Below are 23,976 nucleotides of genomic sequence, written 5' to 3'. Positions count from 1 at the left end.
CGGGGTCAACCCCCACCCGCCCCCCAGGGCGGCCCCGTGAACGAGCCGGCCGTCTACCGGATCGAGGACCTGGCGCACGTCAGCGGCGCCAGCGTCCGCACCATCCGCGCCTACCAGGACCGCGGCCTGCTCCCCCGCCCCGAGCGCCGCGGCCGCGCCAACCTCTACTCCGACGCCCATCTGGCCCGCCTGCGCCAGATCGCCGACCTCCTCGACCGCGGCTACGGCCTGGCCTCCATCAAGGAGCTGCTGGAGGCATGGGACGCCGGCCGGGGCCTCGGCGGAGTGCTCGGGCTGGTCGCCGAGGTGGACGGTCCATGGACCGACGAGGAGGCGGTACGGATCTCGCGCGCCGAACTCGACGAGCGGTTCGGCGGCGCCCCCGACGACGAGGCCGTCGCCGACGCCGTGGAGCTCGGAGTGCTGGAGCCGGTACCCGGCGACGCCGACTCCTTCCTCGTGCCGAGCCCCCAAGAGCTCGCCGTGGCAGCCGAGTTGCACGGCGCCGGGGTACCGCTGTCCGCGATCGCCGGTCACCTGCGGGAGTTGAGAGGCCAGGTCGAGCACATCGCCGCTCGTTTCCTGGAGTTCGCCACCGAGCACGTCTTCGCGCGCTACCTCCAGGGACCGCACCGTCCGACCGAGGCGGACGCTGCCGAAGCGGCCTCACTCGTACGGCGACTGCGGCCACTGGCGCAGCAGACGGTGGACGCGGAACTGGCCCGGGCCATGCGGTTGTTGGCGATACGGCAGCTGCGCCGGCAGCTCGGCGCGGCGGAGACGCCTCAGGCGCCTCCGGTGTCACGCTCCGTGGCCCTGCCGGAGGAGACGATCAACGCCGTGGAGAGGCTGGTTGGGGCCGGGCGGGTCGCGGAGTTCGTGGCGCTGGCGGCCGAACGGGAGGTGCGGGCAAGGGAGTTGGACGCGCTCACGTCAAGGGGGCGGCCCCCTGGTGATCTTGACGAACAGGGCTGACATGTAGTCGAGTTGTCCACAGAATCGTCAAGTAGCCTGTGGATAACTACAGTTGGTTGTGGATCAAACCTCCGCGCCAAAAATTGTCTGCGTGATCCGCGTCTCTCCCGTCATCCTGAGCGGATGGACGAAAGACGCACCGTGAAGGTGTCGAAGTACCTCTCGAAACACCTGCGCCACCAGCCGGAGCGGATCGGGCTGACCCTCGACGAGGCGGGCTGGGTCGAGATCGACGTACTGATCGCCGCGGCCGCCGCCCACGGCTTCCGCTTCACCCGCGAGGAACTGGACCACGTCGTCGAGCACAACGACAAGAAGCGCTTCGCCGTCGAGGGCTCCCGGATCCGCGCCAGCCAGGGACACAGCGTCGACATCGACCTCGGACTGGCCCCGGCGACCCCGCCGCCGTACCTCTACCACGGCACCGTGGCCCGCAACCTGGACGCGATCCGCGCCGAAGGACTGCGCCCTATGAACCGGCACGACGTCCACCTCTCGCCCGACCGCGAGACGGCGACCCGCGTGGGCGCCCGTCGCGGCCGGCCCGTCGTGCTCTCCGTGGACGCCGGCGCCATGCACCGCGACGGCCACGTCTTCCACGTCAGCGAGAACGGAGTGTGGCTGACGCGTGCCGTACCGCCGCGGTACCTGCGGTTCCCCGAACCGCACTGACCCCTGCATGATCAGAGGTATGGACCACTTCCCGAGCACCGAGACCGCCGTCACCGCCCTGCGCGCCCTCGCCACGGAGTACGGCCGCGAGATCGAGGTCAGCCACGACATCGGCGCCGACCAGACCTCTCGCCGCAGCGCCGCGGGCGTCGGCGTCACCACCGACCCGGACGGCTCCCTGCCGCACGAGGCCTACGCCGAGTTCGGCGGCCTGCCCCGGGTCAGCGTCCGGCTCTACCCGGACGACGACGCACTGATCACCGTGGACGGCGTCGAGTGCCCGGACGTCGCCCGCGACGACGTGCCCGCCTTCCTGCGCTCCCTCTTCGACGACCGCGCCTTCGTCAAGGCCCGCCGGTTTCCGCCCGGCTACTTCCTGATCGTGCCGCTGCCGCAGGACCGCACCCACCGCGAGTACCTGCCGATGCTCACCCTCACCCCCTGGCTCAGCGGCCACGTGCGATGACAGGCCGTGACCGTTTCACGTGAAACCCGCCGCGCCGCATACGCTCGCCCCATGAGTCTGCGTCTGAGCACCGTGATCCTCCCCTACCGGCGCTGGCACGAGGGCGGCCGTTCGGCATGGCAGCGGGCGGAGCAACTCGGCTTCCACACCGCCTACACCTACGACCACCTGTCCTGGCGGACCTTCCGCGACGGCCCGTGGTTCGGTGCCCTGCCGACGCTGACCGCGGCCGCCGCCGTGACCGACCGGATGCGCCTGGGCACGCTGGTGACCTCACCGAACTTCCGGCACCCGGTGACCCTCGCCAAGGAGCTGATCTCCCTCGACGACATCTCGGGCGGCCGCGTGACCCTCGGCATCGGCGCCGGCGGCACCGGCTTCGACGCCACCGCGCTCGGCCAGGAACCGTGGACACCGCGCGAGCGGGCCGACCGGCTCGCCGAGTTCGTACCGCTGCTGGACCGGCTGCTGACCGAGGACGCGGTGTCGTACGAGGGCGACTACTACTCGGCGCACGAGGCACGCAACATCCCCGGGTGCGTGCAGCGCCCCCGGCTGCCCTTCGCGCTGGCCGCGACCGGGCCGCGCGGCATGAGGCTCGCGGCCCGCCACGGACAGGCGTGGGTGACCACCGGCGACCCCCGGCTGTACGAGAACGGCACTCCCGAACAGTCGGTTCAGGCCATTCGCGGCCAGGTCGAGAAACTGGCCGACGCCTGCGCCGAGATCGGCCGGGACGTGGCCGGAATGGACCGGGTCCTGCTCACCGGGTTCACCCCGGACCGCGCCCGCCCGCTGCAGTCGCTGGAGGCGTTCGTGGACTTCGCCGGCCGCCACCGTGAGCTGGGCTTCACGGAGATCGTGATCCACTGGCCCGTCCCGGACTCGGACTTCGCCGCCGACGAGAAGGTCTTCGAGCAGATCGCCATGGAGGCCTCCAGCCGCCTCGGCTGAGCCGACAGGGTGTGACGGTGCAGGTGAGGACGGTAACCACTCACCTGCGCGGACTCCCGCACGGTCGTGCGGGCATATGCGGGAGAATGGGCGGGTGACCTCAGCGACTCGACAGCCCGAGACCCCGGCCGCAGCCGTCCCGCCCCGGCTCATAGCCACCGATCTCGACGGGACCCTGCTGCGGGACGACAAGTCGGTCTCCCCACGCACGGTTGCCGCCCTCGCCGCCGCCGAGGAGGCGGGCGTCGAGGTCTTCTTCGTCACCGGCCGCCCGGCCCGCTGGATGGACGTCGTCAGCGACCACGTCCACGGCCACGGTCTGGCGATCTGCGGCAACGGCGCCGCCGTGGTCGACCTGCACGGCGGCCCCGGCGCCCACCGGTTCGTGAAGGTGCGGGAACTGGCGCGGGAGAACGCGCTGGACGCCGTATGGCTGCTCCGCGAGGCGGCGCCCGGCACGGTGTACGCGGTCGAGCAGACCTACGGCTTCCACCAGGAGCCGGACTATCCCAAGCTGCACATGGAGATCCCGGACGAGCTCGCTCCCGCCGAGGACCTGCTCGCGCCGGACGGCCCCGGCGCCGCCGAACCCGTGCTGAAGATCCTCGCCTATCACCCCACGCTCGACCCGGACGGTTTCCTGACCACCGCCCGCCTCGCCCTCGGCGACCGCGCGAACGTCACCCGGTCCAGCCCCAGCGCCCTGCTGGAGATCAGCGGTCCCGGCGTCTCCAAGGCCAGCACGCTCGCCCTGTGCTGCGCCGAGCGCGGCATCTCCCACGAGGAGGTCGTCGCCTTCGGCGACATGCCGAACGACGTCGAGATGCTGACCTGGGCGGGCCGGTCGTACGCCATGGGCAACGCCCACCCGGACGTCATCGCCGCCGCCTCGGGCCGCACGGTCGCCAACAACGACGACGGAGTGGCGGTCGTGATCGAACGGATGCTGGCCCAGCGGGCGTAGCCCGCGTCGGTCGACGGAACGTTTCGCCGCGGCGGGGACCGAGAACCCCGCCGCGCTACGCCGTCCCCACCAGCGACTCCGTCTCGGCCTCCCGGCGCACCATGTCCCGCAACGGCCCCGCCACCGCGGCCAGCTCCGCGTACGCCCCGCGCTGCACCACGCGGCCCGCGTCCAGGACGACGACCTCGTCGACCGCCTCCAGCCCTGCCAGGCGGTGGGTGATGAGCAGCGTCGTACGGCCCTCGGTGGCGGCCAGCAGATCGGCGGTGAGCGCGTCCGCCGTCGCCAGGTCGAGGTGCTCGGCCGGCTCGTCGAGCACCAGCACCGGGAAGTCGGCGAGCAGCGCCCGGGCCAGTGCCAGTCGCTGCCGCTGACCGCCGGACAGCCGCGCCCCGTGCTCGCCCACGAGCGTGTCGAGGCCGTCGGGCAGGCTGTCCGCCCAGGTGAGCAGCCGCGCCCGCCGCAGCGCGTCACGCAGCTCGCTCTCATTGGCGTCCCTCTTCGCCAGCAGCAGGTTCTCCCGCACCGAGCTGTCGAAGAGGTGCGCGTCCTGGGCGCACAGCCCCACCAGCCGTCGTACGTCGTCGCCGTCGAGGGCGTACGCGTCCACACCGGCCAGCGTGTACGACCCCGTGCCCGCGTCCAGGAACCTCAGCAGCACCTGCGCGAGCGTCGTCTTGCCGGAGCCGGACGGGCCGACCACGGCGATCCTGCGGCCCTGGTCGAGGCTGAGGTCGACGCCGGCGAGCGCGTCCCGGTCCTGGCCCGCGTGCCGGGCCGTCAGGCCCCTGACGGCCAGGGGGAACGGGGTGGCGGGCGCCTGCCGGGGCAGCTCCGGCTCCCGTACCGGATCGGGCGCGTCCAGCACCTCGTACACGCGCTCCGCGCTGCGGCGCACCCGCTGCCGGTACTGCACGGCCAGGGGCAACCCGAGAACGGCCTCGAAGGCGGCCAGCGGGGTGAGAACCACGACCGCCATCGCCACGCCGCTCAGCCTGCCGTCCGCGACGCCCTGGGCGCCCGCGAGGGCGGCTGCGGCGACCGTCAGGCCCGAGATCAGCGCGGTCAGTCCGTCGCCGAGCGCGGTGGCGGTGGCGGCCCGCGAGGCGATCCGGGTGAGGACACCGTCGGCCCGTCGCGCCTCGGCGGTACGAGCGGGCAGGGCGCCGGCGACGGTCAGCTCCGCGGTGCCGGTGAGCAGGTCGGTCACCCGCGTCGCCAACTCCCCCCGGGCCGGGGCCAGCCTGCGCTCGGCCCGGCGCGCCACGGCGCCGGTGACCAGCGGGACGCCCACACCGGCCGCCACCAGGCCGGCAGCGAGCGCCGCACCGGCCTCGGGCAGCAGCCACGCCGTGAATCCGACCGCGCCGGCCGACACGATCACGGCGGCACCGGCGGGCAGCAGCCAGCGCAGCCAGTAGTCCTGCAAGGCGTCCACGTCGGCGACGAGCCGCGAGAGCAGGTCGCCGCGGCGGGTGCGCCGCAGCCCTGCCGGGGCCAGCCGCTCCAGCCGCCGGTAGACGGCGACCCGGGTGTCGGCCAGCATGCGCAGCACCGCGTCGTGCGACACCAGCCGCTCGGCGTAGCGGAAGACGGCCCGACCGATGCCGAAGGCCCGCGTCGCCGTCACCGCCACCATCAGGTACAGCACCGGCGGCTGCTGGGAGGCCCGGGAGATCAGCCATCCGGAGGTGGCCATCAGGCCGACGGCGCTGCCGAGGGCCAGAGCGCCGAGCAGCAGGGCGAGGGCGAGACGGCTGCGGCGGGGGCCGGACATGGCACGGACCCGGGCGAGGACACTGCCGGGGGTGGCGGTCGGTTCGCCTGCCGCGGCCTCACGCTGTGCGATGTCGGACACCACGGCCGGCCGTTCGGCCCGCGGAGCCACGGAGGCCCCCTCCTCGACGACGGCGGGCACGATGGGCTCCTCCAGCCGCACCACCCGGCCCGCCACTCCCAGCAACGCCGGGCGATGCACGACCAGCAGCACGGTGCGTCCCACGGCCAGCCGCCGTACCGCCTCCACGACCTCGGCCTCGGTCGCTCCGTCCAGCGCGGCCGTCGGCTCGTCGAGGAGCAGCACGGGCCGGTCCGCCAGGAACGCCCGGGCCAGCGCCAGCCGCTGCCGCTGGCCGGCGGAGAGACCGGCGCCGTCCTCGCCGAGCACGGTCTCGGCCCCGTCGGGCAGCGCGTCCACGAACGGGAGCGCACCGGCGTCCCCCAGCGCCCGGCGCACCGCTGCGTCGTCGGCCTCGGGGCGGGCCAGCCGTACGTTCTCGGCGATCGTCCCGGCGAACAGGTGCGGCCGTTGCGGCACCCAGGCGACCTGCGAGCGCCACTGGCCGAGGTCGGCGTCCGCGAGATCCACGCCTCCGACCCGCACCCGGCCCTCGCTCACCGGCACGAAGCCCAGCAGCACGTGCAGCAAGGTCGACTTGCCCGCGCCGCTCGGGCCGACGAGCGCCACCGTCTCCCCGGGCTCGACGGCGAAGGACACGTCCGACACGGCGTCCTCGGCCCGCCCCGGGTACCGGACCGTCAGCCCCTCGAAGGCGATGCGTCCCGCCGGCACGGCCGCCGTACCGGGCGCCGGCAGGGGCGCCTCCAGGACGGCGAAGATCTCCTCGGCCGCCGCCAGTCCCTCCGCCGCTGCGTGGTACTGCGCGCCCACCTGCCGCAACGGCAGATACGCCTCGGGTGCGAGCACCAGGATGACGAGCCCGATGTACAGGTCCATGTCGCCGTGGACCAGCCTCATACCGATCGTCACGGCGACCAGCGCCACCGAGAGGGTGGAGAGCAGTTCCAGCGCGAAGGACGAGATGAAGGCGATCCGCAGCGTCCGCATGGTCGCCTGCCGGTACTCGCCGGTGATGCGCTTGATCGACTCGGCCTGCGCCTTGGCCCGCCCGAACACCTTCAGCGTCGGCAGCCCGGCCACCACGTCGAGGAAGTGCCCGGACAGCCGCGACAGCAGCCGCCATTGACGGTCCATACGCGACTGGGTGGCCCAGCCGATCAGCACCATGAAGACCGGGATGAGCGGCAGGGTCCCCATGATGATCGCCGCCGAGACCCAGTCCTCGGTGACGATCCGGGCCAGCACGGCCACGGGTACGACGATCGCGAGGCCCAACTGCGGCAGATAGCGGGAGAAGTAGTCGTCGAGGGCGTCGACCCCGCGTGTGGCCAGGGCGACGAGCGATCCGGTCCGCTGCCCGCTCAGCCAACCGGGTCCCAGCGCGACGGCCCGCTCCAGCAACCGCCCCCGCAGTTCCGACTTCACGGCGGCGCTCGCCCGGTGGGCGGCGAGTTCGGTGAGCCAGGAGACCAGCGCACGGCCGCCCGCCACGGCCACCAACAGCAGCAGGGGAGTGCGCAGTTCACCGACCGACAGACCGTGCTGGAACGTACCGACCACCGTCTCGGCGATGAGCATCGCCTGAGCGATGACCAGCGCCGCTCCGACGGCACCCAGGCCGACGACCGCCACCATGAACAGCCGGGTGGCACGGGCGTACCGGAGCAGACGCGGGTCAATCGGTTTCACGTGAAACACACTCTCTTCTCAAGGGGCATGTTTCACGTGAAACATGCCCCAAACGGGAATCAGTGCGCGGCCTCTGCGATGTGCTGCGTGCCGATCCGCTTGCGGAACACCCAGTAGGTCCAGCCCTGGTAGAGCAGCACGATCGGCGTGGCGACCGCCGCGCACCAGGTCATGATCTTCAGGGTGTAGGGGCTCGACGAGGCGTTGGTGACCGTCAGGCTCCAGTCCTCGTTGAGCGACGACGGCATGACGTTCGGGAAGAGCGACAGGAAGAGCATCGCCACCGCGGCCACGATCGTGACCCCGGACAGTGCGAATGACCATCCCTCGCGCCCGGCCTGGTTCGCCGCGAGCGCCCCGACCAGGGCGGCCACCGCCACGACCAGCGCGACCAGGCTCTTGCCGTCACCGCTGTCGACCTGCGTCCACAGCAGGAATACCAGCGCGGCCACGGCGGTCACGAGACCGACCTGCAGGGCCAGCTTCCGTGCTCGCTCCCTGATGTCCCCGACCGTCTTGAGCGCCGTGAACACCGCTCCGTGGAAGGTGAACAGCGTCAGGGTGACGACGCCGCCGAGCAGGGCGTACGGGTTGAGCAGATCCCAGAAGGTGCCGACGTACTCGAAGCTCTTGTCGATCTTCACGCCTCGCACGATGTTGCCGAAGGCCACACCCCACAGGAACGCGGGGATCAGCGAGGACCAGAAGATCGCGGTCTCCCAGTTGCGCTGCCAGTTCTCCTCGGGCCGCTTCGCGCGGTACTCGAAGGCGACACCCCGGACGATCAGGCAGACCAGGATGATCAGCAACGGCAGGTAGAAGCCCGAGAAGAGCGTGGCGTACCACTCGGGGAAGGCGGCGAAGGTCGCGCCGCCCGCGGTGAGCAGCCACACCTCGTTGCCGTCCCAGACCGGGCCGATCGTGTTGATCAGCACCCGCTTCTCGGCGCGGTCCCGGGCGAGCAGCTTGGTGAGGATGCCGACCCCGAAGTCGAAGCCCTCCAGGAAGAAGTAGCCGGTCCACAGGACGGCGATGAGGACGAACCAGACGTCGTGAAGTTGCATGTCTCGATCTCCCTGGGCCTAGTACGAGAAGGCCATCGGCTTGTCGGCGTCACGGGAGTCGCCGCCGATCTTCGTGGGCGGGTTGAGGTCGGCCTCGGTGAGCTCGGGCGGCCCGGCCTTGACGTACTTGGCGAGCAGCTTGACCTCGACGACGGCGAGAGCGGCGTACAGGAGGGTGAAGACGATCATGGAGGTGAGGACCTCGCCCTGGCCGACGCCGGGCGAGACCGCGCTGCGGGTCTGCAGGACACCGAAGACGACCCACGGCTGCCGGCCCATCTCGGTGAAGATCCAGCCCCAGGAGTTGGCGATCAGCGGGAAGCCGAGCGTCCAGATGGCCAGCAGCCAGTACACCCTGCCGAGCTTGGGGCTGAGCGCCTTGTTCTTGAACAGGACCAGGTGCGGAACCTCGTCCTCACCGACCCTCAGGTGCTGCGGCAGCATGAACTTCTTGCGGGTCAGCCACAGTCCGGCCGCGCCGATGGCGAAGGACGCCATACCGAAGCCGATCATCCAGCGGAAGCCCCAGTAGGTGACGGGGATGACGGGGCGGTAGTCACCCGGCCCGTACTTCTGCTGCTCGGCCTTGTTGACGTCGTTGATGCCGGGCACATGGGAACCGAAGTCACCGTTGGCGAGGTAGGACAGCAGGCCCGGAATCTCTATGGCCACCTTGTTGTGACCCTTGTCGACATCACCGACCGCGAAGATCGAGAACGGCGCGGAGTCCTGACCGTCCCAGAGCGCCTCCGCCGCGGCCATCTTCATCGGCTGCTGCTTGAACATGACCTTGCCGAGGGTGTCACCGCTGATGGCGGTGAGCAGGCCCGCGATGACGACCGTGACCAGGCCCAGCCGCAGTGAGGTCTTCATCACGGAGACGTGGCTCTTGCGGAACAGGTGCCACGCGGCGATGCCGACCATGAACGCGCCGCCGGTCAGGAACGCCGCGGACAGCGTGTGGAAGACCTGGCTGAGCGCGGTGTTCTGGGTCAGCACGGCCCAGAAGTCGGTGAGCTCCGCCCGTCCCTTGGCCTTGTTGATCCGGTAGCCGACCGGGTGCTGCATCCAGGAGTTGGCCGCGAGGATGAAGTACGCCGACAGGATCGTGCCGATCGAGACCATCCAGATGCAGGCCAGATGGATCTTCTTCGGCAGCTTGTCCCAGCCGAAGATCCACAGACCGATGAAGGTCGACTCGAAGAAGAACGCGATCAGCGCCTCGAAGGCGAGGGGGGCACCGAAGATGTCACCGACGAACCGCGAGTAGTCGGACCAGTTCATGCCGAACTGGAACTCCTGCACGATTCCGGTGACCACACCCATCGCGATGTTGATCAGGAAGAGCTTGCCCCAGAACTTCGTGGCCCTGAGGTACTTCTCCTTGTCTGTGCGCACCCACGCGGTCTGCAGGCCGGCCGTCAGGGCGGCCAGCGAGATCGTCAGCGGGACGAACAGGAAGTGGTAGACGGTGGTGATGCCGAACTGCCATCGCGCCAGTGTCTCCGGCGCCAGAGCCAAATCCACGTCGCAGTCTCCTTACATCGCCGTGGTAGCGGCAGTTTGCCCCTTATGTCACACACATCAGCGGAGCAACCGGGACACGCTTGTGAACGCGTTCACATTCACAAGACGATTATGACGCACTGAGTATCGAAGCTCGAAAGGGGGTCCCGCTTGGGCCATGAGGGCGGACGACCTGGGCCATGAGGGTGCCTGGAAGGGGCCATCAGGGGATGGCACCAGGGCCACGCGGCACCCTGCCGGGAACCGGTTCAACATGCCGTTGAACCGAGGGGTGCTGCCGTCGCGCCATCGCAGTTTCACGTGAAACCCACGCCCGCTGACAACCGTACGGGACGACGGACCCGTACATCGGGAAACGGCGGCCCCCGTAGATCCGGAAACGGCGGCCGCGCAGAGGCGCGACCGCCGTGGAAGCGGTGGCCGAGCGGAGGCCCGACCGACCGTAAGCGGTGGCCGGGCAGGGGCCCGACCGACCGGCTGCTACAGCTCCTTGCGGAAGTTTTCCGCCACCTTCAGGAAGATGTCGTTCGCCTCGGTCTCTCCGATCGTCACCCGCACACCCTCGCCGGGGAACGGCCGGACCACCACACCGTGCTGCTCGCAGGCCCGCGCGAAAGCGACCGTCTGCTCCCCCAGCCGTAGCCACACGAAGTTGGCCTGGGTCTCGGGCACGGTCCAGCCCTGGGCCCGCAGCCCGTCGGCCACCCGCACGCGCTCGCAGACCAGCGAGCCGACACGGCCCAGCAGTTCGTCCTCGGCGCGCAGCGAAGCGATCGCCGCCTCCTGCGCGAGCTGGCTCACGCCGAAGGGCACCGCGGTCTTGCGCAGCGCCGCCGCCACCGGCTCGTGGGCAATCGCGAAGCCGACGCGCAGCCCAGCGAGTCCGTAGGCCTTGGAGAAGGTGCGCAGCACGCACACGTTCGGCCGGTTCCGGTACAGCTCCACGCCGTCCGGCACCTCGGGGTCACGGATGAACTCGCGGTACGCCTCGTCCAGGACCACCAGCACATCGCCCGGCACCCGGTCGAGGAACCGTTCCAGCTCGGCCCTGCGCACGACGGTGCCCGTCGGGTTGTTGGGGTTGCAGACGAAGACGAGGCGGGTGCGGTCGGTGATGGCGTCCGCCATGGCGTCCAGGTCGTGCACGTCGCCGGCTGTCAGCGGCACCTGGACGGACCTCGCGCCGCTGATCTGGGTGATGATCGGGTACGCCTCGAACGACCGCCAGGCGTAGATGACCTCGTCGCCCGGGCCCGAGGTCGCCTGGATCAGCTGCTGGGCGACGCCGACGGAACCGGTGCCCGTGGCCAGGTGGGAGAGCGGGACACCGAAGCGGTCGGAGAGCTCGTTCATCAGGCCCGTGCAGGCCATGTCGGGGTAGCGGTTGAACGTCGAGACGGCGGCCGTCACCGTCTCCATCACTCCCGGCAGCGGCGGATAGGGGTTCTCGTTGGAGGACAGCTTGTAGGCCACCGGCCCACCGGCCGCGGCGGGCTTGCCCGGCTTGTAGGTGGGGATCCCCGCCAGCTCGGCTCGCAGCTTGGGGCTCGTCTCGCTCACCGCAGTCCTCCTCGCGACCACCGGCGGCCCGTCCGCGCCGCCGGCTTCCAATACTCCTCACCTTATGAGGATTCGCCGCCGCTGCGTACTGGTGGGGACGGACCTCATCCGTCCCACACGCATCACGGGCAACACCACACGAAGGCAGACGAATCCAGGGGGCGCGGCCACATATATCTATGCGCCGGTGGCTCACGCCCTGGCGCGCATCACCCGTGCAGGTGAGTTGAGACCTCTTCGAAACATCGGGGACTTGGCAGGCTCATGCGTGCCGACAAGTCACGTAATGCCATTGGATCGTTCAACTGACTTGCATTCAAAGGCAGTTGGCGTCAATTGACCTTGCAGAAACGTGCCTGTCAACGCGTGCATATGCGTCCGCCCTACCCCACCGCATGAGCCCTACTATCGGCTCGCCATGACAGCAGCAGGGAAGCACCAGGTGAGCCGCGCGGAAACCTCACGTCGAGGCAGCCGGCCGGGCCGGGCGGGCATCAGAGACGTCGCCGCCGCCGCCGGAGTCTCCATCACGACCGTCTCCGATGCCCTGAACGGCAAGGGCAGGCTCCCGGACGCCACCCGACGCCATGTACGCGAGGTCGCCGACAGGCTGGGGTACCGCCCCTCGGCCGCGGCCCGCACGCTCCGTACCGGCAAGTCGGGCCTCATCGGCCTGACGGTGACGACGTACGGGGATGAACCTTTCACCTTCACCGAGTTCGCGTACTTCGCCGAGATGGCGCGGGCCGCCACCTCCGCCGCGCTCGCCCGCGGCTACGCGCTGGTGATCCTCCCGGCGACCTCGCGCCACGACGTGTGGTCGAACGTCGCCCTGGACGGCACGGTCGTCATCGACCCCTCCGACCAGGACCCGGTGGTCAGCGAACTGGTCCGGCAGGGTTTACCGGTGGTCTCCGACGGCCGCCCGGCCGGCTCACTGCCGGTCACCGCGTGGGTCGACAACGACCACGAGGCCGCCGTACTCGGGATCCTCGACCACCTGGCCGACGCCGGCGCCCGCCGCATCGGCCTGCTGACGGGGACGTCGACGGACACGTACACCCACCTGTCGACCACGGCGTACCTGCGCTGGTGCGAGCGCGTCGGCCAGGACCCGGTGTACGAGGCCTACCCGGCGCACGACCCGTGTGCGGGGGCCGTCGCCGCCGACCGGCTGCTGGCCCGTCCGGACCGCCCGGACGCCGTCTACGGCCTGTTCGACCCCAACGGCACCGATTTGCTCGCCGCCGCCCGTCGCTACGGCCTGCGCGTACCGGACGACCTGCTTCTGGTCTGCTGCAGCGAATCCGGGGTGTACGCCACCACCGAGCCGCCCATCACCACACTCTCACTGAAGCCGCGCCGGATCGGCACGGCGGTGGTGCAGCTGCTCATCGACGCGATCGAGGGGGTCGAATCGGACCAACCGGTCGAGCAGGTGATACCGACGGAACTGATCGTGCGCACCTCGTCGCAGCGGCGTGCCCCGCGTACGACGGTCAGCCCGCCGCGTTCGCCCGAAGAGGAGTGAAACAAGCGCTGTCAGCAGCGGTCGAAGCCCTGCCCAATCGGGGCGAAAGCCGCGGTGAACTGGACTCTTGCGCCGATTCACCACCCCTGGGTCATCACATGGCGCGATCCGCATTCCTATGATGGGCCCACGACACCGCGGGCCGCTGCGACCAGGCAGTCCGAAGCGGTGCAGATGCGGCGCGATGGTGGAGGGGTCTGATGACTCAGGGGGCCGGTCAGGGACCCGAGACGGAGCGTACGGCGACGTTGCGCGACTTCCGGGTGCCTGCGTACGTCCACGAGACCGGTCCGTACGGCCACAGCACGCACCCCGGCGACGTCGTACCGCCCCACGAGGAGACGTATCCCGAGGGCTACACGCCGACCGAGCGCGACCTGCCCGTCATCAACCGCGGTGACACGCTCCAGGTGCCCGTCGACCCCGCGGCCCAGGCGGTTCCGCAGCCGAACGACGGCGTCGGCCCGCTCTTCGTCGTCGGCGACGTCCACGGCTACCTGGACGAACTGGTGGCCGCGCTGCAGGAGCAGGGGCTGATCGACGCGGGCGGGAACTGGTGCGCCGGCACCGCCAGGCTGTGGTTCCTCGGCGACTTCACCGACCGCGGGCCCGACGGCATCGGCGTCATCGAGCTGGTGATGCGGCTGTCCGCCGAGGCGGCCGCGGCCGGCGGCTACTGCAAGGCGCTCATGGGCAACCACGAGCTGCTGCTGCTCGGCGCCAAGCGGTTCGGCGACACCCCCGTCAACTCCGGCGCGGGCACCGCCACCTTCCAGGCGGCCTGGCTGCTCAACGGCGGCCAGAAGACCGACATGGACCGCCTCCAGGACCATCACCTGCAGTGGATGGCCCGCCTCGACGCCGTCGAGGAGGTCGACGGCTATCTGCTCCTGCACTCGGACACCACCGCCTACCTCGACTACGGCGACTCGATCGAGGCGGTCAACGACACGATCCGCGAGACCCTCACCCGCAACGACGCCGACGAATGCTGGGACCTGTTCCGCAAGTTCACCAAGCGCTTCTCCTTCCGCGACGAAGGCGGCGCGGACGCCGCACGCTCCCTGCTGGATACGTACGGCGGCACCCGCGTCGTTCACGGTCACAGCCCCATCCCCTATCTCCTGGGTGAGGTCGGCTCCGAGGAGGGCGAGGACGACACGGGCCCCGTGGTCGAGGGACCGCACGTCTACGCGGAAGGCCTGGCCATCGCGATGGACGGCGGGGTGACCATGGCCGGAAAGCTGCTGGTCCGACAACTTCCGCTGGATATCTGAACGTTCACGGGGCAGGCGCCCCCACGACGGAGCCGCGACAAACGGCGCAGGCCAGGACCCAATTTCCGGAAACCCCCTGTCGACCTGTGCCGTCCCGGCTCTACCATCGGCTTATCCGTAGCAGGCTCCCCTCCGTTTCTGCCCGACGGCTCGTTGGCATGCGAGCCCCAAGCCCTACGGAGCATCGGGGGATGCACATGAACAGCGTTCCGCAGCACCTGCTGAGCGAGGACCGCCAGGAGTATGAGCGGGTCCTCGATGAGGCGCTGCGCTCCGCCCCACACCGCCCGGAACTGGCCGCTGTGGGACAGCGGCTGAACAACGAACAGCTGCGCACCATGGCGCTGAACGCCACCGCACTCATCACGGCGGCCGCGGCGACCGAGTACCAGCACTACGTGAAGGTTCGCGAGGAACTGCGCCAGCCGGCGTCGTCCACCCCGTCCACCCGCGCGTCGGGCTCCACGGAGCCGGGCACGGACGCGATGGGGCTCGCTGCCACCCTCGGCGAGGCCGTCGAACCCGCCGGCGCGGGCGCCGTCGCCGTCGCCGCCGTCCTGACCCCCGTCCTCGCCGGAACGGCCGCGGTGATATTCCTGCTCGTCGGGTACGTCATCAGGTCGGTCGCACCCAAGCAGATGTTCGGCAAGACCATGATCACCGCTGGTTGGGTGTTCGGCGCGATGACCGCGGCCGCCATCCTCGTGGCCGCGGTGGGACTGCTCCTGACCGCGCTGCGCAACCGTCCGGCCCTCGAAGCCGGACCGTACGGAGAGCTGAGCGGAGAGGTGGCACGCGCCAAGGACGCCTGGCGCGAGGCGCTGCTGGAGCGTGGCGTCCTGCCGTTCCTGCGGGAAGCCCTCGCCGACCCCGGCGCGGCGGCCGCCCTGAACAGCACGGCACCCTCGGCGCCGACGAGCCGCATGCCGCAACTCGGCTACGACCGCCCGGGCTTCAGCAGCCCCGACGACGGCCCGGCCCGCGGCCACCGGCCGAGCTTCACGAGCCCGGACTACACCAGCCCGGACTTCGGAGGCCCGGAACACCAGCCGGAGTGACCCTCGGCTTGCGCCCTCCACCACGGGAAGGCCCCCTTCGGGGGAGCGCAAGCCGAACTTCGACTTCGACTACGCCATGGAGATGCGTCGGCGACTGCCCCGGCTGGCGAGGCTCTACCTCCCTGTGGCGTAGGGCGGCCCACGCCTCGGCCGTGAGGCAGGAGCCGCCCCGCGGGGCTACGGCTGTTCGGTGATCGGCAGATACACGCGGTTCCCGGCCGCGGCGAACTCCTTCGACTTCTGCGCCATGCCCTCCTCGACCTCCTCCCGGGTGCCGCCATGCTCGCGGCGGATGTCCTGGGAGATCTTCATGGAGCAGAACTTCGGCCCGCACATCGAGCAGAAGTGGGCGGTCTTGGCCGGCTCCGCCGGAAGGGTCTCGTCGTGGAACTCCCGTGCCGTGTCCGGGTCCAGGGCCAGGTTGAACTGGTCCTCCCACCGGAACTCGAAGCGGGCGTCGGACAGGGCGTCGTCCCACTCCTGGGCACCCGGGTGGCCCTTGGCGAGGTCGGCGGCATGGGCGGCGATCTTGTAGGTGATGACGCCGGTCTTGACGTCGTCCCGGTTGGGCAGGCCCAGGTGTTCCTTGGGGGTGACGTAGCAGAGCATGGCCGTACCCCACCAGGCGATCATCGCGGCGCCGATGCCGGAGGTGATGTGGTCGTACGCCGGGGCGATGTCCGTGGTCAGCGGGCCGAGCGTATAGAACGGAGCCTCATCGCAGATCTCCTGCTGAAGGTCGATGTTCTCCTTGATCTTGTGCATCGGGACGTGCCCCGGGCCCTCGATCATGGTCTGTACGTTGAAACGCTTGGCGATCGTGTTGAGTTCCCCGAGCGTGCGCAACTCCGCGAACTGCGCCTCGTCGTTGGCGTCCGCGATCGAGCCGGGCCGGAGGCCGTCGCCGAGCGAGTACGTGACGTCATAGGCGGCGAGGATCTCGCAGAGTTCCTCGAAGTTCTCGTAGAGGAACGACTCCTTGTGGTGCGCGAGGCACCACGCGGCCATGATCGAGCCACCGCGCGAGACGATGCCGGTCTTGCGGTTGGCGGTGAGCGGGACGTACGGGAGGCGGACGCCCGCGTGGACCGTCATGTAGTCCACGCCCTGCTCGGCCTGTTCGATGACCGTGTCCTTGTAGATCTCCCAGGTCAATTCCTCGGCACGGCCGTCCACCTTCTCCAGCGCCTGATAGAGCGGCACCGTGCCGATGGGGACAGGGGAGTTGCGCAGCACCCACTCGCGGGTGGTGTGGATGTTGCGGCCGGTGGAGAGATCCATGACCGTGTCGGCGCCCCAGCGGGTCGCCCAGGTCATCTTCTCGACCTCTTCCTCGATGGAGGACGTCACCGCCGAGTTGCCGATGTTGGCGTTGACCTTCACCAGGAAACGCTTGCCGATGATCATCGGCTCGATCTCCGGGTGGTTGACGTTGGCGGGCAGTACGGCCCTGCCCGCCGCGATCTCCTCGCGGACGACCTCCGGGGAGACGTTCTCCCGGACGGCCACGTACTCCATCTCCGGGGTGATCTCGCCCCGGCGCGCATAGGCGAGTTGGGTGACCGCCTCGCCGCCGCGACCGCGGCGCGGCAGGCGCGGCCGTCCCGGGAAGACCGCGTCGAGGTTGCGCAGACCGCCGCGGGGCGCGGTGTGCTTGATCCCGTCGTCCTCGGGACGGACGGGGCGACCCGCGTACTCCTCGGTGTCGCCGCGGGAGATGATCCAGTTCTCCCTGAGCGGCGGCAGCCCCCTGCGGACATCGGTGTCGACGAGTGGATCGGTGTACGGGCCGGATGTGTCGTACAACGTGACCGACTGCCCGTTGGTGAGGTGCACCTGACGGACCGGCACCCGCACATCGGGGCGCGAACCCTCGACGTATGCCTTGTGCCAGCCGATGGACTTCCCGGCCTCCTGGGACTGCGCGCCCTGAACGGGCTGCTCGTCCTTGCTGGAGGCAGGCGTGCGTACGTCCTTGTTGGTCATGAGACCTACTCCCTACGCCGGCATTACCCGGTAACAGGTTCGGCGGTCGACGCAGCGGTTTCCGTCTGTCGACGTTTCGTGGGGAACATCACTCGAGTTCGGTGATGTTCCACGTGAAACATCGCTGGGACGGAGGTCAGCGCCCTCTCAGCCCGGTGCTCCGAGCTCCCGCGTGTGCAAAGGTGCCTCCACGCTAGCGTCATTTCTGGCGCGGTGAACAGGGGGCCTCTGCCGTTCTTGCGATGATCGGGCGGTGACCACCACGCAGCAGCCCTCGTACCCGCCGGAGCAGCCCCGCCGGCCCGGCTCCGTAAGCGGCGATGCCCCGGGTCCCCCCGGGGGCCGTGAGCAGCACGCGCACGGGCACGCGTTTGGTGGCCATGAGCAGCACACGCACGGGCACGCGCCCGGTGGCCGTGAGCAGCATGCGCACGACCACGTGTCCGATGACCATGAACGCGGTGGCCAGGGGCACGGCTCCGGTGGCGGTCACGGGCACAGTCACAGCCATGGCCCGGCGGCCCCCGTATCCCGGCATCTGCGCAAGGTGATCGGGGCGATCCTCATCCCCTTCGCCGCGGCCGTAGTGGTCGGACTCGTGGTGTTGTGGCCCGGCGGAGCCCCGGCGCACCAGCGGACCGGGGTGGGCTTCGACCGGCAGTCCCAGCAGGCGACGGTCACCAGGGTCGTCGAGGTCAGCTGCAAGTCGGTCAACGCCTCCGGCGGGGGCTCGGTCGGCGCCACCTCGGCCGCCGGTGGCTCCTCCGCCCAGCAGGAGGCCAAGGGCACCTGCAAGAAGGCCACCGTCCGCGTCGACACCGGCCCCGACAAGGGCCGTACGTTCGTCGAGATCGTGCAGCCGGACCAGTCCCGGCAACTGCACCAGGGCGAGAAGGTCGTCGTCGCCTACGAGCCCTCTGCGCCGAAGAACCTGCAGTACTCGGTGACCGACGTCAACCGGCGCTTCCCGATGGCCCTGCTGGCCGGGATCTTCGCCGTCGCCGTCGTGATCGTCGGACGCTTGCGAGGCGTCATGGCGCTGGTCGCGCTCGCCATCAGCTTCCTGATCCTGAACTTCTTCATCCTGCCCGCGATCCTGCAGGGCTCGAACCCCCTGGTCGTGGCCGTCATCGGGTCGAGCGCCATCATGCTGATCGCCCTCTACATGTGCCACGGCCTGTCCGCCCGCACCTCCGTGGCCGTCCTCGGCACCCTGATCTCCCTGGTGCTGATCGGCATCCTCGGTTCGCAGTTCATCGGCTGGGCCGCACTGACCGGCAACACCGACGACAACACCGGTCTGATCCACGGCCTGTACCCGTCGATCGACATGAGCGGTCTACTGCTCGCCGGCGTCATCATCGGCTCGCTCGGGGTGCTCGACGACGTCACCGTCACCCAGACCTCGGCCGTCTGGGAGCTGCACGAGGCCAACCCGGCCATGGGCTGGCGCGGGCTGTACCGGGCCGGCATCCGCATCGGACGCGACCACATCGCCTCCGTCGTCAACACCCTCGTCCTCGCCTACGCGGGCGCCGCGCTGCCGTTGCTGCTGCTCTTCTCCATCGCGCAGAGCAGTGTGGGGGCGGTCGCCAACAGCGAACTGGTGGCCGAGGAGATCGTGCGCACGCTGGTGGGCTCGATCGGCCTGGTCGCCTCGGTGCCGGTCACCACGCTGCTGGCGGCGCTGGTGGTCTCGGCCGACCGTCCGGAGGCCGCCATGGCGGCGCAGACGTCCTCGGCTCCGGCGCGCTCGGGGAAGGGACGACGCCGCAAGCACTGAGCCCCGAAGGGCGCCTCGAGTGTCGAGCCCGGGGCAGCTCCCGCCCGCGCGAGAGAAGCGTTCCTGCGTCTTCCGTGCCCCGCGCCGAAGTGTTCCGCCGTCTCCGCGGCCGTGCCGGTCTCAGCCCGCGCTCTGCTCCTCCGCCAGGATCCGGTCCAGCGCCTCGTCGAGGTGGGCGTCGAAGTCGGCGAGCGCACCCTCCTGGCCCAACGGCACGAGCTTGTCGGTGCGGTCGAGGAAGGCGATGAGCGGGGCGGTGGACGAACGGAACAGCGCCTGGTCACAGCCCACCTGAAGCCGGATCAGGACATCGCCGAGCGACTCCGGTTCGACGGGCGAGACCCGCACGTCCCCGTCGCCGGACGGTCTGCCGACCCCGTCGATCAGCAACTCCCGGCCGAACGCCCAGGTCACCGGGTCGTCGCCCGGGAGATGGAAGGTCAGCCGCACGGCATAGGGATCACAGGACTCGTAACGCAGCTCCACCGGAATGCGGAAAGAGAGCTCCTCGGAGACGAGGAAGCTCATCATGACCTCTGCCTGTACCGACTCGCGCATCGCCTACCCCGTCATTTGTAGCCGTCTGGCTGGGAATCATCCCCTGACACAGGTGAAATATTGCTGAACGTACACAACAGATCACAAGGAGTGAGTTTTCACATACTGATAGAGATGGCGAGAGACCCCAGCAGACGCCCGATCTCGCTCTGCAGCTGCCGCGCCACCGGCAGCAGACGGTCCGCCTGATGGCACGGCAGGGAGATGGCCATCGTGGCGGCCGTCGTACCCAGGGTGATGGGGATGGCCGCGCAGACCGTCCCCAACACGTACTCCTGCCGCTCCGTCACCGCCTCCATCCGCGGAGTCCGTTCGAGCCGGCGCAGCAGGGCTCGGCCGTCGGGCACCGTGTACGGGGTGACGGGCTGCACGGGGTGACGCTGAAGGTGATCGCGGCGGCCCTGCTCGTCCAGCTGGGACAGCAGGCACTGCCCGATCGCGTGGGCGTGCCCGGTCTCGCGGAAGTCCGCCCATTCCTCGACCGCCGGATTGCCCGGGGTGTCGGAGACGCACCTGATCTCGATCTCGCCGTCCTGGTACACGGCGTAGTACACGGGGACGCCGATCGCGTCGCGAAAGCCGGCGAGCGCGTCCACGATCGTGCTGCGACGTTTCTGCTGGGCTCCGCTGCTGCCGAGCCGCTCGGCCGCCTCGCCGAGGAAGAACAGACCCTTTTCCCTGCGCAGATAGCCCTCGTGCACCAGGGTGCGCAGCAGGTGGTACGCCGTCGGGAGCGCCAGTCCGGTCTCGCGGGCGAGCTGCTTGGCGGGGGCTCCGTTCGCGCGTCCCGCGACGCATTCCAGCAGTCTCATCGCGCGCTGGACGGAACCGATGAGGGTCGCGGACTGCGGCTGTGCGGCAGGGGTCGTGGCGTGCGACGACCTCGGTGCCGCAGAAGTGGCGCGTGACGGCGCCGGGACCCCGGCCGCGCGTCCCTGCGTTCCGGGGCCGGGTTGTTTCGGGGGCCGGAGACGGGGGGTGGCGGCGGCCGCCGGGGTCGGTGGTGCGTGGGGGGAGGTGAGTGCGGTGTCTACGGTGGCCAAGGGTCACTCCAGAAGCACAAGGGGGGTTTCCCGTGCTGTGGGGTAACACGGGGAGGGGTGCGCCGCTCACCGGGGTCGTTCCCGCGACGAGTTCCGGACTCTAACCGCCCGCCACCGCTTGCGGACGGTCTGCCCGGGAAACTTCCCTCCCCCGAGGGAACCGGTGATTCCCGTTACCGGTCACCGGTCTCCCACGGCCGTCACCAGTCGCTGCGCGACGAGGAGCTCGACGTGAACTTCCGTACGACATAGATGAGTCCACCGACGAGCGCCACGAAGACCAGCGCCTTGAACAGCAGCCCGATGACGAAGCCGACGACCGTGGCTATGAGGCCGCCGAACACGACCAGGGCGATGACCGGCACGGCGATCCACTTCACCCACCAGGGCAGTCCCGAGAAGATCTCTCCCATTGCTCTCGTCCTTGTCTCTCCGCCCGTCGCTTATGCCGGGTCGTCGGTGACCCGGGGCTCTGTACCGGATCCTTCTTCTGTCCTGCCATCGATGCTAGGGCCGTGAGGGGGTCCGCCGGGGGCCTCGCATCCCTTGTCCTCCCCTGATCGAACCCCTAGGGAACCCCGAGGCCGCGGCTCAGCTCTCCGGCGGAGAGAACACCACGAGCACCCTGAGGTCCTCGCTGATGTGGTGGAACTTGTGGGCGACGCCGGCCGGCACGTAGATCACGCTGCCGCGGGCCACCTGGGTCGTCTCCAGGCCGACGGTGATCGCGGCGCGGCCGCTCACAACGAAGTAGACCTCGTCCTGGTTGTGCGGCTTCTGTGGATCATGCTCGCCGGCGTCGAGCGCGTACAGGCCGACGGACATGTTCCGTTCCCGCAGAAACTGCAGGTAGGCACCGTCGTTGGCGGCGCGTTCCGCCTCAAGTTCGTCCAGCCGGAATGCCTTCATCGCCGTTGCCGTCCTCGTCCCGATTCTCGTAGCCGATCTGGTCTGCAACGATCAGACACATGAAGAATTTCGTAGTCAAGACGATCGTGAACGCGGGCGCCCTGGCGGTCGCGGTATGGCTGCTGGACAAGATCACCCTGACCGGCGACAGCACCGCCAAGAAGGCCTGGACGCTGATCCTCGTCGCCCTGCTCTTCGGTCTGGTGAACTGGCTGATCAAGCCGATCGTGAAGCTGCTGTCCCTGCCGTTCGTCATCCTGACGCTCGGCCTGTTCACGCTCGTCGTCAACGCCCTGATGCTGCTGCTGACCTCGTGGCTGGCCGGCAAGCTCGACCTGAGCTTCCACGTCGAGGGCTTCTGGACGGCGGTCCTCGGCGGCCTGATCATCTCGATCGTCTCCTGGGCGCTGAGCGTCGTTCTGCCGGACGAGGACTGAGCGGACGATGAGCTACCGCGTCTGCTTCGTCTGCACCGGCAACATCTGCCGCTCCCCGATGGCCGAGTCCGTCTTCCGCACCCGCGTTCAGGAAGTCGGGCTCGACGGCCTGGTCGAGGTGGACAGCGCGGGCACCGGCGGCTGGCACGAGGGCGACGGAGCCGACCCGCGCACCGTCTCCGTCCTTCGGGAGAACGGCTACGACGGCGCTCACATCGCCCGGCAGTTCCATGCCTCGTGGTTCTCCCGTCTGGACCTCGTCATCGCCCTCGACGCGGGCCACCTCAGGGCTCTGCGCCGTCTCGCGCCGACCCCGGAGGACGCGGCGAAGGTGCGGCTGCTGCGCTCGTACGACCCCGCCGCGGGCGACGACCTGGACGTGCCCGACCCGTACTACGGGGGCATGGAAGGCTTCGAGGAGTGCCTTGAGATGGTGGAGGCGGCGAGCGAGGGCCTCCTCGCCGCGGTACGCGAGCAGGTGGAGGGACGGGCGGCATGAGTGGTTCCGCGACCGACAGGCCTTCGGGCGACGGTGACGGCACGCGCGCGGTGCGGGCGGGACTGCCCGAGACGGCCAAGAACGAGCCGACCCTTCCCGGCCCGGTGTTCGCCGCCCACTTCCACCTGCCGGGCGACGTCAGCGGCCCGTACACCTACGGCCGCGACGACAACCCCACCTGGACGCTGCTGGAACGCGCCATCGGCGAACTGGAGGCACCCGGCCGGGCGGACGTGGAGACGCTCACCTTCGCCTCGGGCATGGCCGCCATCTCGGCGGTGCTGTTCTCCCAGGTGAGCGCCGGGGACGCCGTCGTACTGCCCGCCGACGGCTACCAGGTGCTCCCCATGGTCCGCGCCCAGCTCGAGGCGTACGGCGTCGAGGTGCGCGCCGCCCCGACGGCGAACGACGCTCAGCTCGACGTCCTCGACGGCGCGAAGCTGCTGTGGATCGAGACGCCGTCGAACCCCGGGCTGGACGTGTGCGACATCCGGCGCCTCACCGAGGCGGCACACGCGCGTGGCGCGCTCGTCGCCGTCGACAACACCCTCGCGACGCCTCTGGGGCAGCGTCCGCTGGAGCTGGGCGCCGACTTCGCCGTGGCCAGCGGCACCAAGCAGCTCACCGGGCACGGGGACGTCCTGCTCGGCTACGTCGTCGGGCGGGACGCCGAGGCCATGGCGGCCGTACGCCGCTGGCGCAAGATCGTCGGTGCGATCCCGGGGCCCATGGAGGCCTGGCTCGCACACCGTTCGATCGCCACGCTCCAGCTGCGGGTGGACCGGCAGTGCGCCACGGCCCTCACGCTCGCCGAGGTGCTGCGGGATCGGCCCGAGATCAGCGGGCTGCGCTATCCCGGGCTGCCCGACGACGCCTCGCACAAGGTCGCCGCTCAGCAGATGCGCCGCTACGGGTGCGTCATCTCCTTCACGCTGCCCACGCGCGCGCGTGCCGAGCGTTTTCTGCAGGCGCTGCGGCTCGTGGACGACGCGACGAGCTTCGGCGGCGTGCGGTCGACGGCCGAGCGGCGCCGGCGCTGGGGCGGGGATCCGGTGCCGGAGGGCTTCATCCGCTTCTCGGTCGGCGCCGAGGACCCCGAGGACCTGGTGGCGGACGTCCTGCGGGCTCTGGAGGAGTCCGCCGAGTGACCGGCTCACGGGCTA

The 23,976-nt window shown here is 70.1% G+C and carries 21 protein-coding genes and 1 riboswitch; of the genes, 12 read left to right on the top strand and 9 right to left on the bottom strand.

Translation table 11 applies throughout. The annotated features are described in order from the left end of the window. Nucleotides 1–36: 36 nt before the first annotated feature. The 5 genes from ACIGDI_RS37660 to ACIGDI_RS37640 all read left to right on the top strand — a co-directional run bounded on the left by ACIGDI_RS37660 (nucleotide 37) and on the right by ACIGDI_RS37640 (nucleotide 4,031). Nucleotides 37–975: a MerR family transcriptional regulator gene (locus ACIGDI_RS37660; RefSeq protein ID WP_399906571.1), complete on the top strand. Its 939-nt coding sequence runs from the start codon at nucleotides 37–39 to the stop codon at nucleotides 973–975. Between the two features lie 123 nt (nucleotides 976–1,098). Then, nucleotides 1,099–1,647, top strand: a complete 549-nt coding sequence (locus tag ACIGDI_RS37655) for an RNA 2'-phosphotransferase (RefSeq protein WP_399906569.1) — start codon at nucleotides 1,099–1,101, stop codon at nucleotides 1,645–1,647. Between the two features lie 19 nt (nucleotides 1,648–1,666). Continuing rightward, on the top strand, nucleotides 1,667–2,113 hold the full coding sequence (locus tag ACIGDI_RS37650) for a hypothetical protein (protein WP_399906567.1): 447 nt from the start codon (nucleotides 1,667–1,669) through the stop codon (nucleotides 2,111–2,113). Nucleotides 2,114–2,164: 51 nt separating this feature from the next. Beyond that, nucleotides 2,165–3,067: an LLM class flavin-dependent oxidoreductase gene (locus ACIGDI_RS37645; protein WP_399906565.1), complete on the top strand. Its 903-nt coding sequence runs from the start codon at nucleotides 2,165–2,167 to the stop codon at nucleotides 3,065–3,067. Between the two features lie 76 nt (nucleotides 3,068–3,143). Next, nucleotides 3,144–4,031 (top strand): HAD hydrolase family protein, encoded by an 888-nt coding sequence (locus tag ACIGDI_RS37640; protein WP_399906563.1) that lies wholly within the window; start codon nucleotides 3,144–3,146, stop codon nucleotides 4,029–4,031. A 55-nt stretch (nucleotides 4,032–4,086) separates the two neighbouring features. Here the strand turns inward: ACIGDI_RS37640 and cydD are convergent, their stop codons facing one another. The 4 genes from cydD to hisC form a co-directional block, all read right to left on the bottom strand. Further along, nucleotides 4,087–7,581, bottom strand: a complete 3,495-nt coding sequence (gene cydD / locus ACIGDI_RS37635) for a thiol reductant ABC exporter subunit CydD (RefSeq protein ID WP_399906561.1) — start codon at nucleotides 7,579–7,581, stop codon at nucleotides 4,087–4,089. A gap of 59 nt (nucleotides 7,582–7,640) precedes the next feature. After that, nucleotides 7,641–8,645 (bottom strand): cytochrome d ubiquinol oxidase subunit II, encoded by a 1,005-nt coding sequence (cydB, locus tag ACIGDI_RS37630; RefSeq protein ID WP_399906559.1) that lies wholly within the window; start codon nucleotides 8,643–8,645, stop codon nucleotides 7,641–7,643. Between the two features lie 18 nt (nucleotides 8,646–8,663). Beyond that, complete coding sequence (locus tag ACIGDI_RS37625) at nucleotides 8,664–10,172, bottom strand: cytochrome ubiquinol oxidase subunit I (RefSeq protein WP_399906558.1); 1,509 nt, start codon at nucleotides 10,170–10,172, stop codon at nucleotides 8,664–8,666. 480 nt (nucleotides 10,173–10,652) lie between these two features. Beyond that, entirely contained in the window at nucleotides 10,653–11,732 is a 1,080-nt protein-coding gene (hisC, locus tag ACIGDI_RS37620) for a histidinol-phosphate transaminase (protein WP_399906556.1), read from the bottom strand. Nucleotides 11,733–12,150: 418 nt separating this feature from the next. Between hisC and ACIGDI_RS37615 the strand changes: the two genes are divergently transcribed. The 3 genes from ACIGDI_RS37615 to ACIGDI_RS37605 all read left to right on the top strand — a co-directional run bounded on the left by ACIGDI_RS37615 (nucleotide 12,151) and on the right by ACIGDI_RS37605 (nucleotide 15,598). Next, entirely contained in the window at nucleotides 12,151–13,263 is a 1,113-nt protein-coding gene (locus tag ACIGDI_RS37615; RefSeq protein WP_399906553.1) for a LacI family DNA-binding transcriptional regulator, read from the top strand. Nucleotides 13,264–13,463: 200 nt separating this feature from the next. Beyond that, nucleotides 13,464–14,540: a metallophosphoesterase gene (locus ACIGDI_RS37610; protein ID WP_200701785.1), complete on the top strand. Its 1,077-nt coding sequence runs from the start codon at nucleotides 13,464–13,466 to the stop codon at nucleotides 14,538–14,540. A gap of 191 nt (nucleotides 14,541–14,731) precedes the next feature. Next, nucleotides 14,732–15,598, top strand: a complete 867-nt coding sequence (locus tag ACIGDI_RS37605) for a hypothetical protein (RefSeq protein WP_399906550.1) — start codon at nucleotides 14,732–14,734, stop codon at nucleotides 15,596–15,598. Nucleotides 15,599–15,775: 177 nt separating this feature from the next. On the opposite strand, the gene thiC is transcribed toward ACIGDI_RS37605, so the two are convergent. Then, nucleotides 15,776–17,584, bottom strand: a complete 1,809-nt coding sequence (thiC, locus tag ACIGDI_RS37600; protein ID WP_399906547.1) for a phosphomethylpyrimidine synthase ThiC — start codon at nucleotides 17,582–17,584, stop codon at nucleotides 15,776–15,778. Then, nucleotides 17,577–17,766, bottom strand: a riboswitch (TPP riboswitch). It overlaps the preceding gene by 8 nt. Before the next feature lie 71 nt (nucleotides 17,767–17,837). On the opposite strand from thiC, the gene ACIGDI_RS37595 reads away from it, so the two are divergent. Then, on the top strand, nucleotides 17,838–19,367 hold the full coding sequence (locus tag ACIGDI_RS37595) for a YibE/F family protein (protein ID WP_399906544.1): 1,530 nt from the start codon (nucleotides 17,838–17,840) through the stop codon (nucleotides 19,365–19,367). A gap of 120 nt (nucleotides 19,368–19,487) precedes the next feature. Here the strand turns inward: ACIGDI_RS37595 and ACIGDI_RS37590 are convergent, their stop codons facing one another. The 4 genes from ACIGDI_RS37590 to ACIGDI_RS37575 all read right to left on the bottom strand — a co-directional run bounded on the left by ACIGDI_RS37590 (nucleotide 19,488) and on the right by ACIGDI_RS37575 (nucleotide 21,877). Next, on the bottom strand, nucleotides 19,488–19,925 hold the full coding sequence (locus ACIGDI_RS37590) for an SsgA family sporulation/cell division regulator (protein WP_142153520.1): 438 nt from the start codon (nucleotides 19,923–19,925) through the stop codon (nucleotides 19,488–19,490). 98 nt (nucleotides 19,926–20,023) lie between these two features. Then, nucleotides 20,024–20,758 carry an IclR family transcriptional regulator gene (locus ACIGDI_RS37585; protein ID WP_399906756.1) on the bottom strand — a complete coding sequence of 245 codons (735 nt, stop codon included), beginning with the start codon at nucleotides 20,756–20,758 and terminating at the stop codon, nucleotides 20,024–20,026. 410 nt (nucleotides 20,759–21,168) lie between these two features. After that, entirely contained in the window at nucleotides 21,169–21,381 is a 213-nt protein-coding gene (locus tag ACIGDI_RS37580) for a DUF5326 family protein (RefSeq protein ID WP_200703064.1), read from the bottom strand. A 178-nt stretch (nucleotides 21,382–21,559) separates the two neighbouring features. Next, the gene (locus ACIGDI_RS37575; protein ID WP_200703065.1) at nucleotides 21,560–21,877 is read right to left on the bottom strand and encodes a cupin domain-containing protein; all 318 of its coding nucleotides are present in this window, start codon (nucleotides 21,875–21,877) and stop codon (nucleotides 21,560–21,562) included. 59 nt (nucleotides 21,878–21,936) lie between these two features. Between ACIGDI_RS37575 and ACIGDI_RS37570 the strand changes: the two genes are divergently transcribed. Genes ACIGDI_RS37570 through ACIGDI_RS37560 form a run of 3 tightly spaced genes read left to right on the top strand, consistent with a single transcriptional unit; the run spans nucleotide 21,937 to nucleotide 23,961 of the window. Continuing rightward, nucleotides 21,937–22,314: a phage holin family protein gene (locus ACIGDI_RS37570; protein ID WP_399906539.1), complete on the top strand. Its 378-nt coding sequence runs from the start codon at nucleotides 21,937–21,939 to the stop codon at nucleotides 22,312–22,314. Between the two features lie 7 nt (nucleotides 22,315–22,321). After that, a complete protein-coding gene (locus ACIGDI_RS37565; protein ID WP_399906536.1) occupies nucleotides 22,322–22,813 on the top strand; it encodes a low molecular weight protein-tyrosine-phosphatase in 492 nt (163 codons plus the stop codon). Beyond that, nucleotides 22,810–23,961, top strand: a complete 1,152-nt coding sequence (locus tag ACIGDI_RS37560; protein ID WP_399906534.1) for a cystathionine gamma-lyase — start codon at nucleotides 22,810–22,812, stop codon at nucleotides 23,959–23,961. The genes ACIGDI_RS37565 and ACIGDI_RS37560 overlap by 4 nt, the downstream gene beginning before the upstream one ends. The last annotated feature ends 15 nt before the right edge of the window (nucleotides 23,962–23,976 follow it).

The organism is Streptomyces sp. NPDC085900 (assembly GCF_044540925.1).
GTDB lineage: Bacteria > Actinomycetota > Actinomycetes > Streptomycetales > Streptomycetaceae > Streptomyces > Streptomyces gilvifuscus.
The sequence above is the reverse complement of the archived record's forward strand: the minus strand, read 5'-3'. Positions and strand labels throughout refer to the sequence as shown.

Excerpts from the sequence above, each read along its gene's own strand:
- ACIGDI_RS37655 (WP_399906569.1), top strand. The coding sequence starts at position 1,099 with ATGGACGAAAGACGCACCGTGAAGGTGTCGAAGTACCTCTCGAAACAC.
- ACIGDI_RS37650 (WP_399906567.1), top strand. The coding sequence starts at position 1,667 with ATGGACCACTTCCCGAGCACCGAGACCGCCGTCACCGCCCTGCGCGCC.
- ACIGDI_RS37645 (WP_399906565.1), top strand. The coding sequence starts at position 2,165 with ATGAGTCTGCGTCTGAGCACCGTGATCCTCCCCTACCGGCGCTGGCAC.
- ACIGDI_RS37640 (WP_399906563.1), top strand. The coding sequence starts at position 3,144 with ATGCGGGAGAATGGGCGGGTGACCTCAGCGACTCGACAGCCCGAGACC.
- cydB (WP_399906559.1), bottom strand. The coding sequence starts at position 8,645 with ATGCAACTTCACGACGTCTGGTTCGTCCTCATCGCCGTCCTGTGGACC.
- ACIGDI_RS37615 (WP_399906553.1), top strand. The coding sequence starts at position 12,151 with ATGACAGCAGCAGGGAAGCACCAGGTGAGCCGCGCGGAAACCTCACGT.
- ACIGDI_RS37610 (WP_200701785.1), top strand. The coding sequence starts at position 13,464 with ATGACTCAGGGGGCCGGTCAGGGACCCGAGACGGAGCGTACGGCGACG.
- ACIGDI_RS37605 (WP_399906550.1), top strand. The coding sequence starts at position 14,732 with ATGCACATGAACAGCGTTCCGCAGCACCTGCTGAGCGAGGACCGCCAG.
- thiC (WP_399906547.1), bottom strand. The coding sequence starts at position 17,584 with ATGACCAACAAGGACGTACGCACGCCTGCCTCCAGCAAGGACGAGCAG.
- ACIGDI_RS37590 (WP_142153520.1), bottom strand. The coding sequence starts at position 19,925 with ATGCGCGAGTCGGTACAGGCAGAGGTCATGATGAGCTTCCTCGTCTCC.
- ACIGDI_RS37580 (WP_200703064.1), bottom strand. The coding sequence starts at position 21,381 with ATGGGAGAGATCTTCTCGGGACTGCCCTGGTGGGTGAAGTGGATCGCC.
- ACIGDI_RS37575 (WP_200703065.1), bottom strand. The coding sequence starts at position 21,877 with ATGAAGGCATTCCGGCTGGACGAACTTGAGGCGGAACGCGCCGCCAAC.
- ACIGDI_RS37570 (WP_399906539.1), top strand. The coding sequence starts at position 21,937 with ATGAAGAATTTCGTAGTCAAGACGATCGTGAACGCGGGCGCCCTGGCG.
- ACIGDI_RS37565 (WP_399906536.1), top strand. The coding sequence starts at position 22,322 with ATGAGCTACCGCGTCTGCTTCGTCTGCACCGGCAACATCTGCCGCTCC.
- ACIGDI_RS37560 (WP_399906534.1), top strand. The coding sequence starts at position 22,810 with ATGAGTGGTTCCGCGACCGACAGGCCTTCGGGCGACGGTGACGGCACG.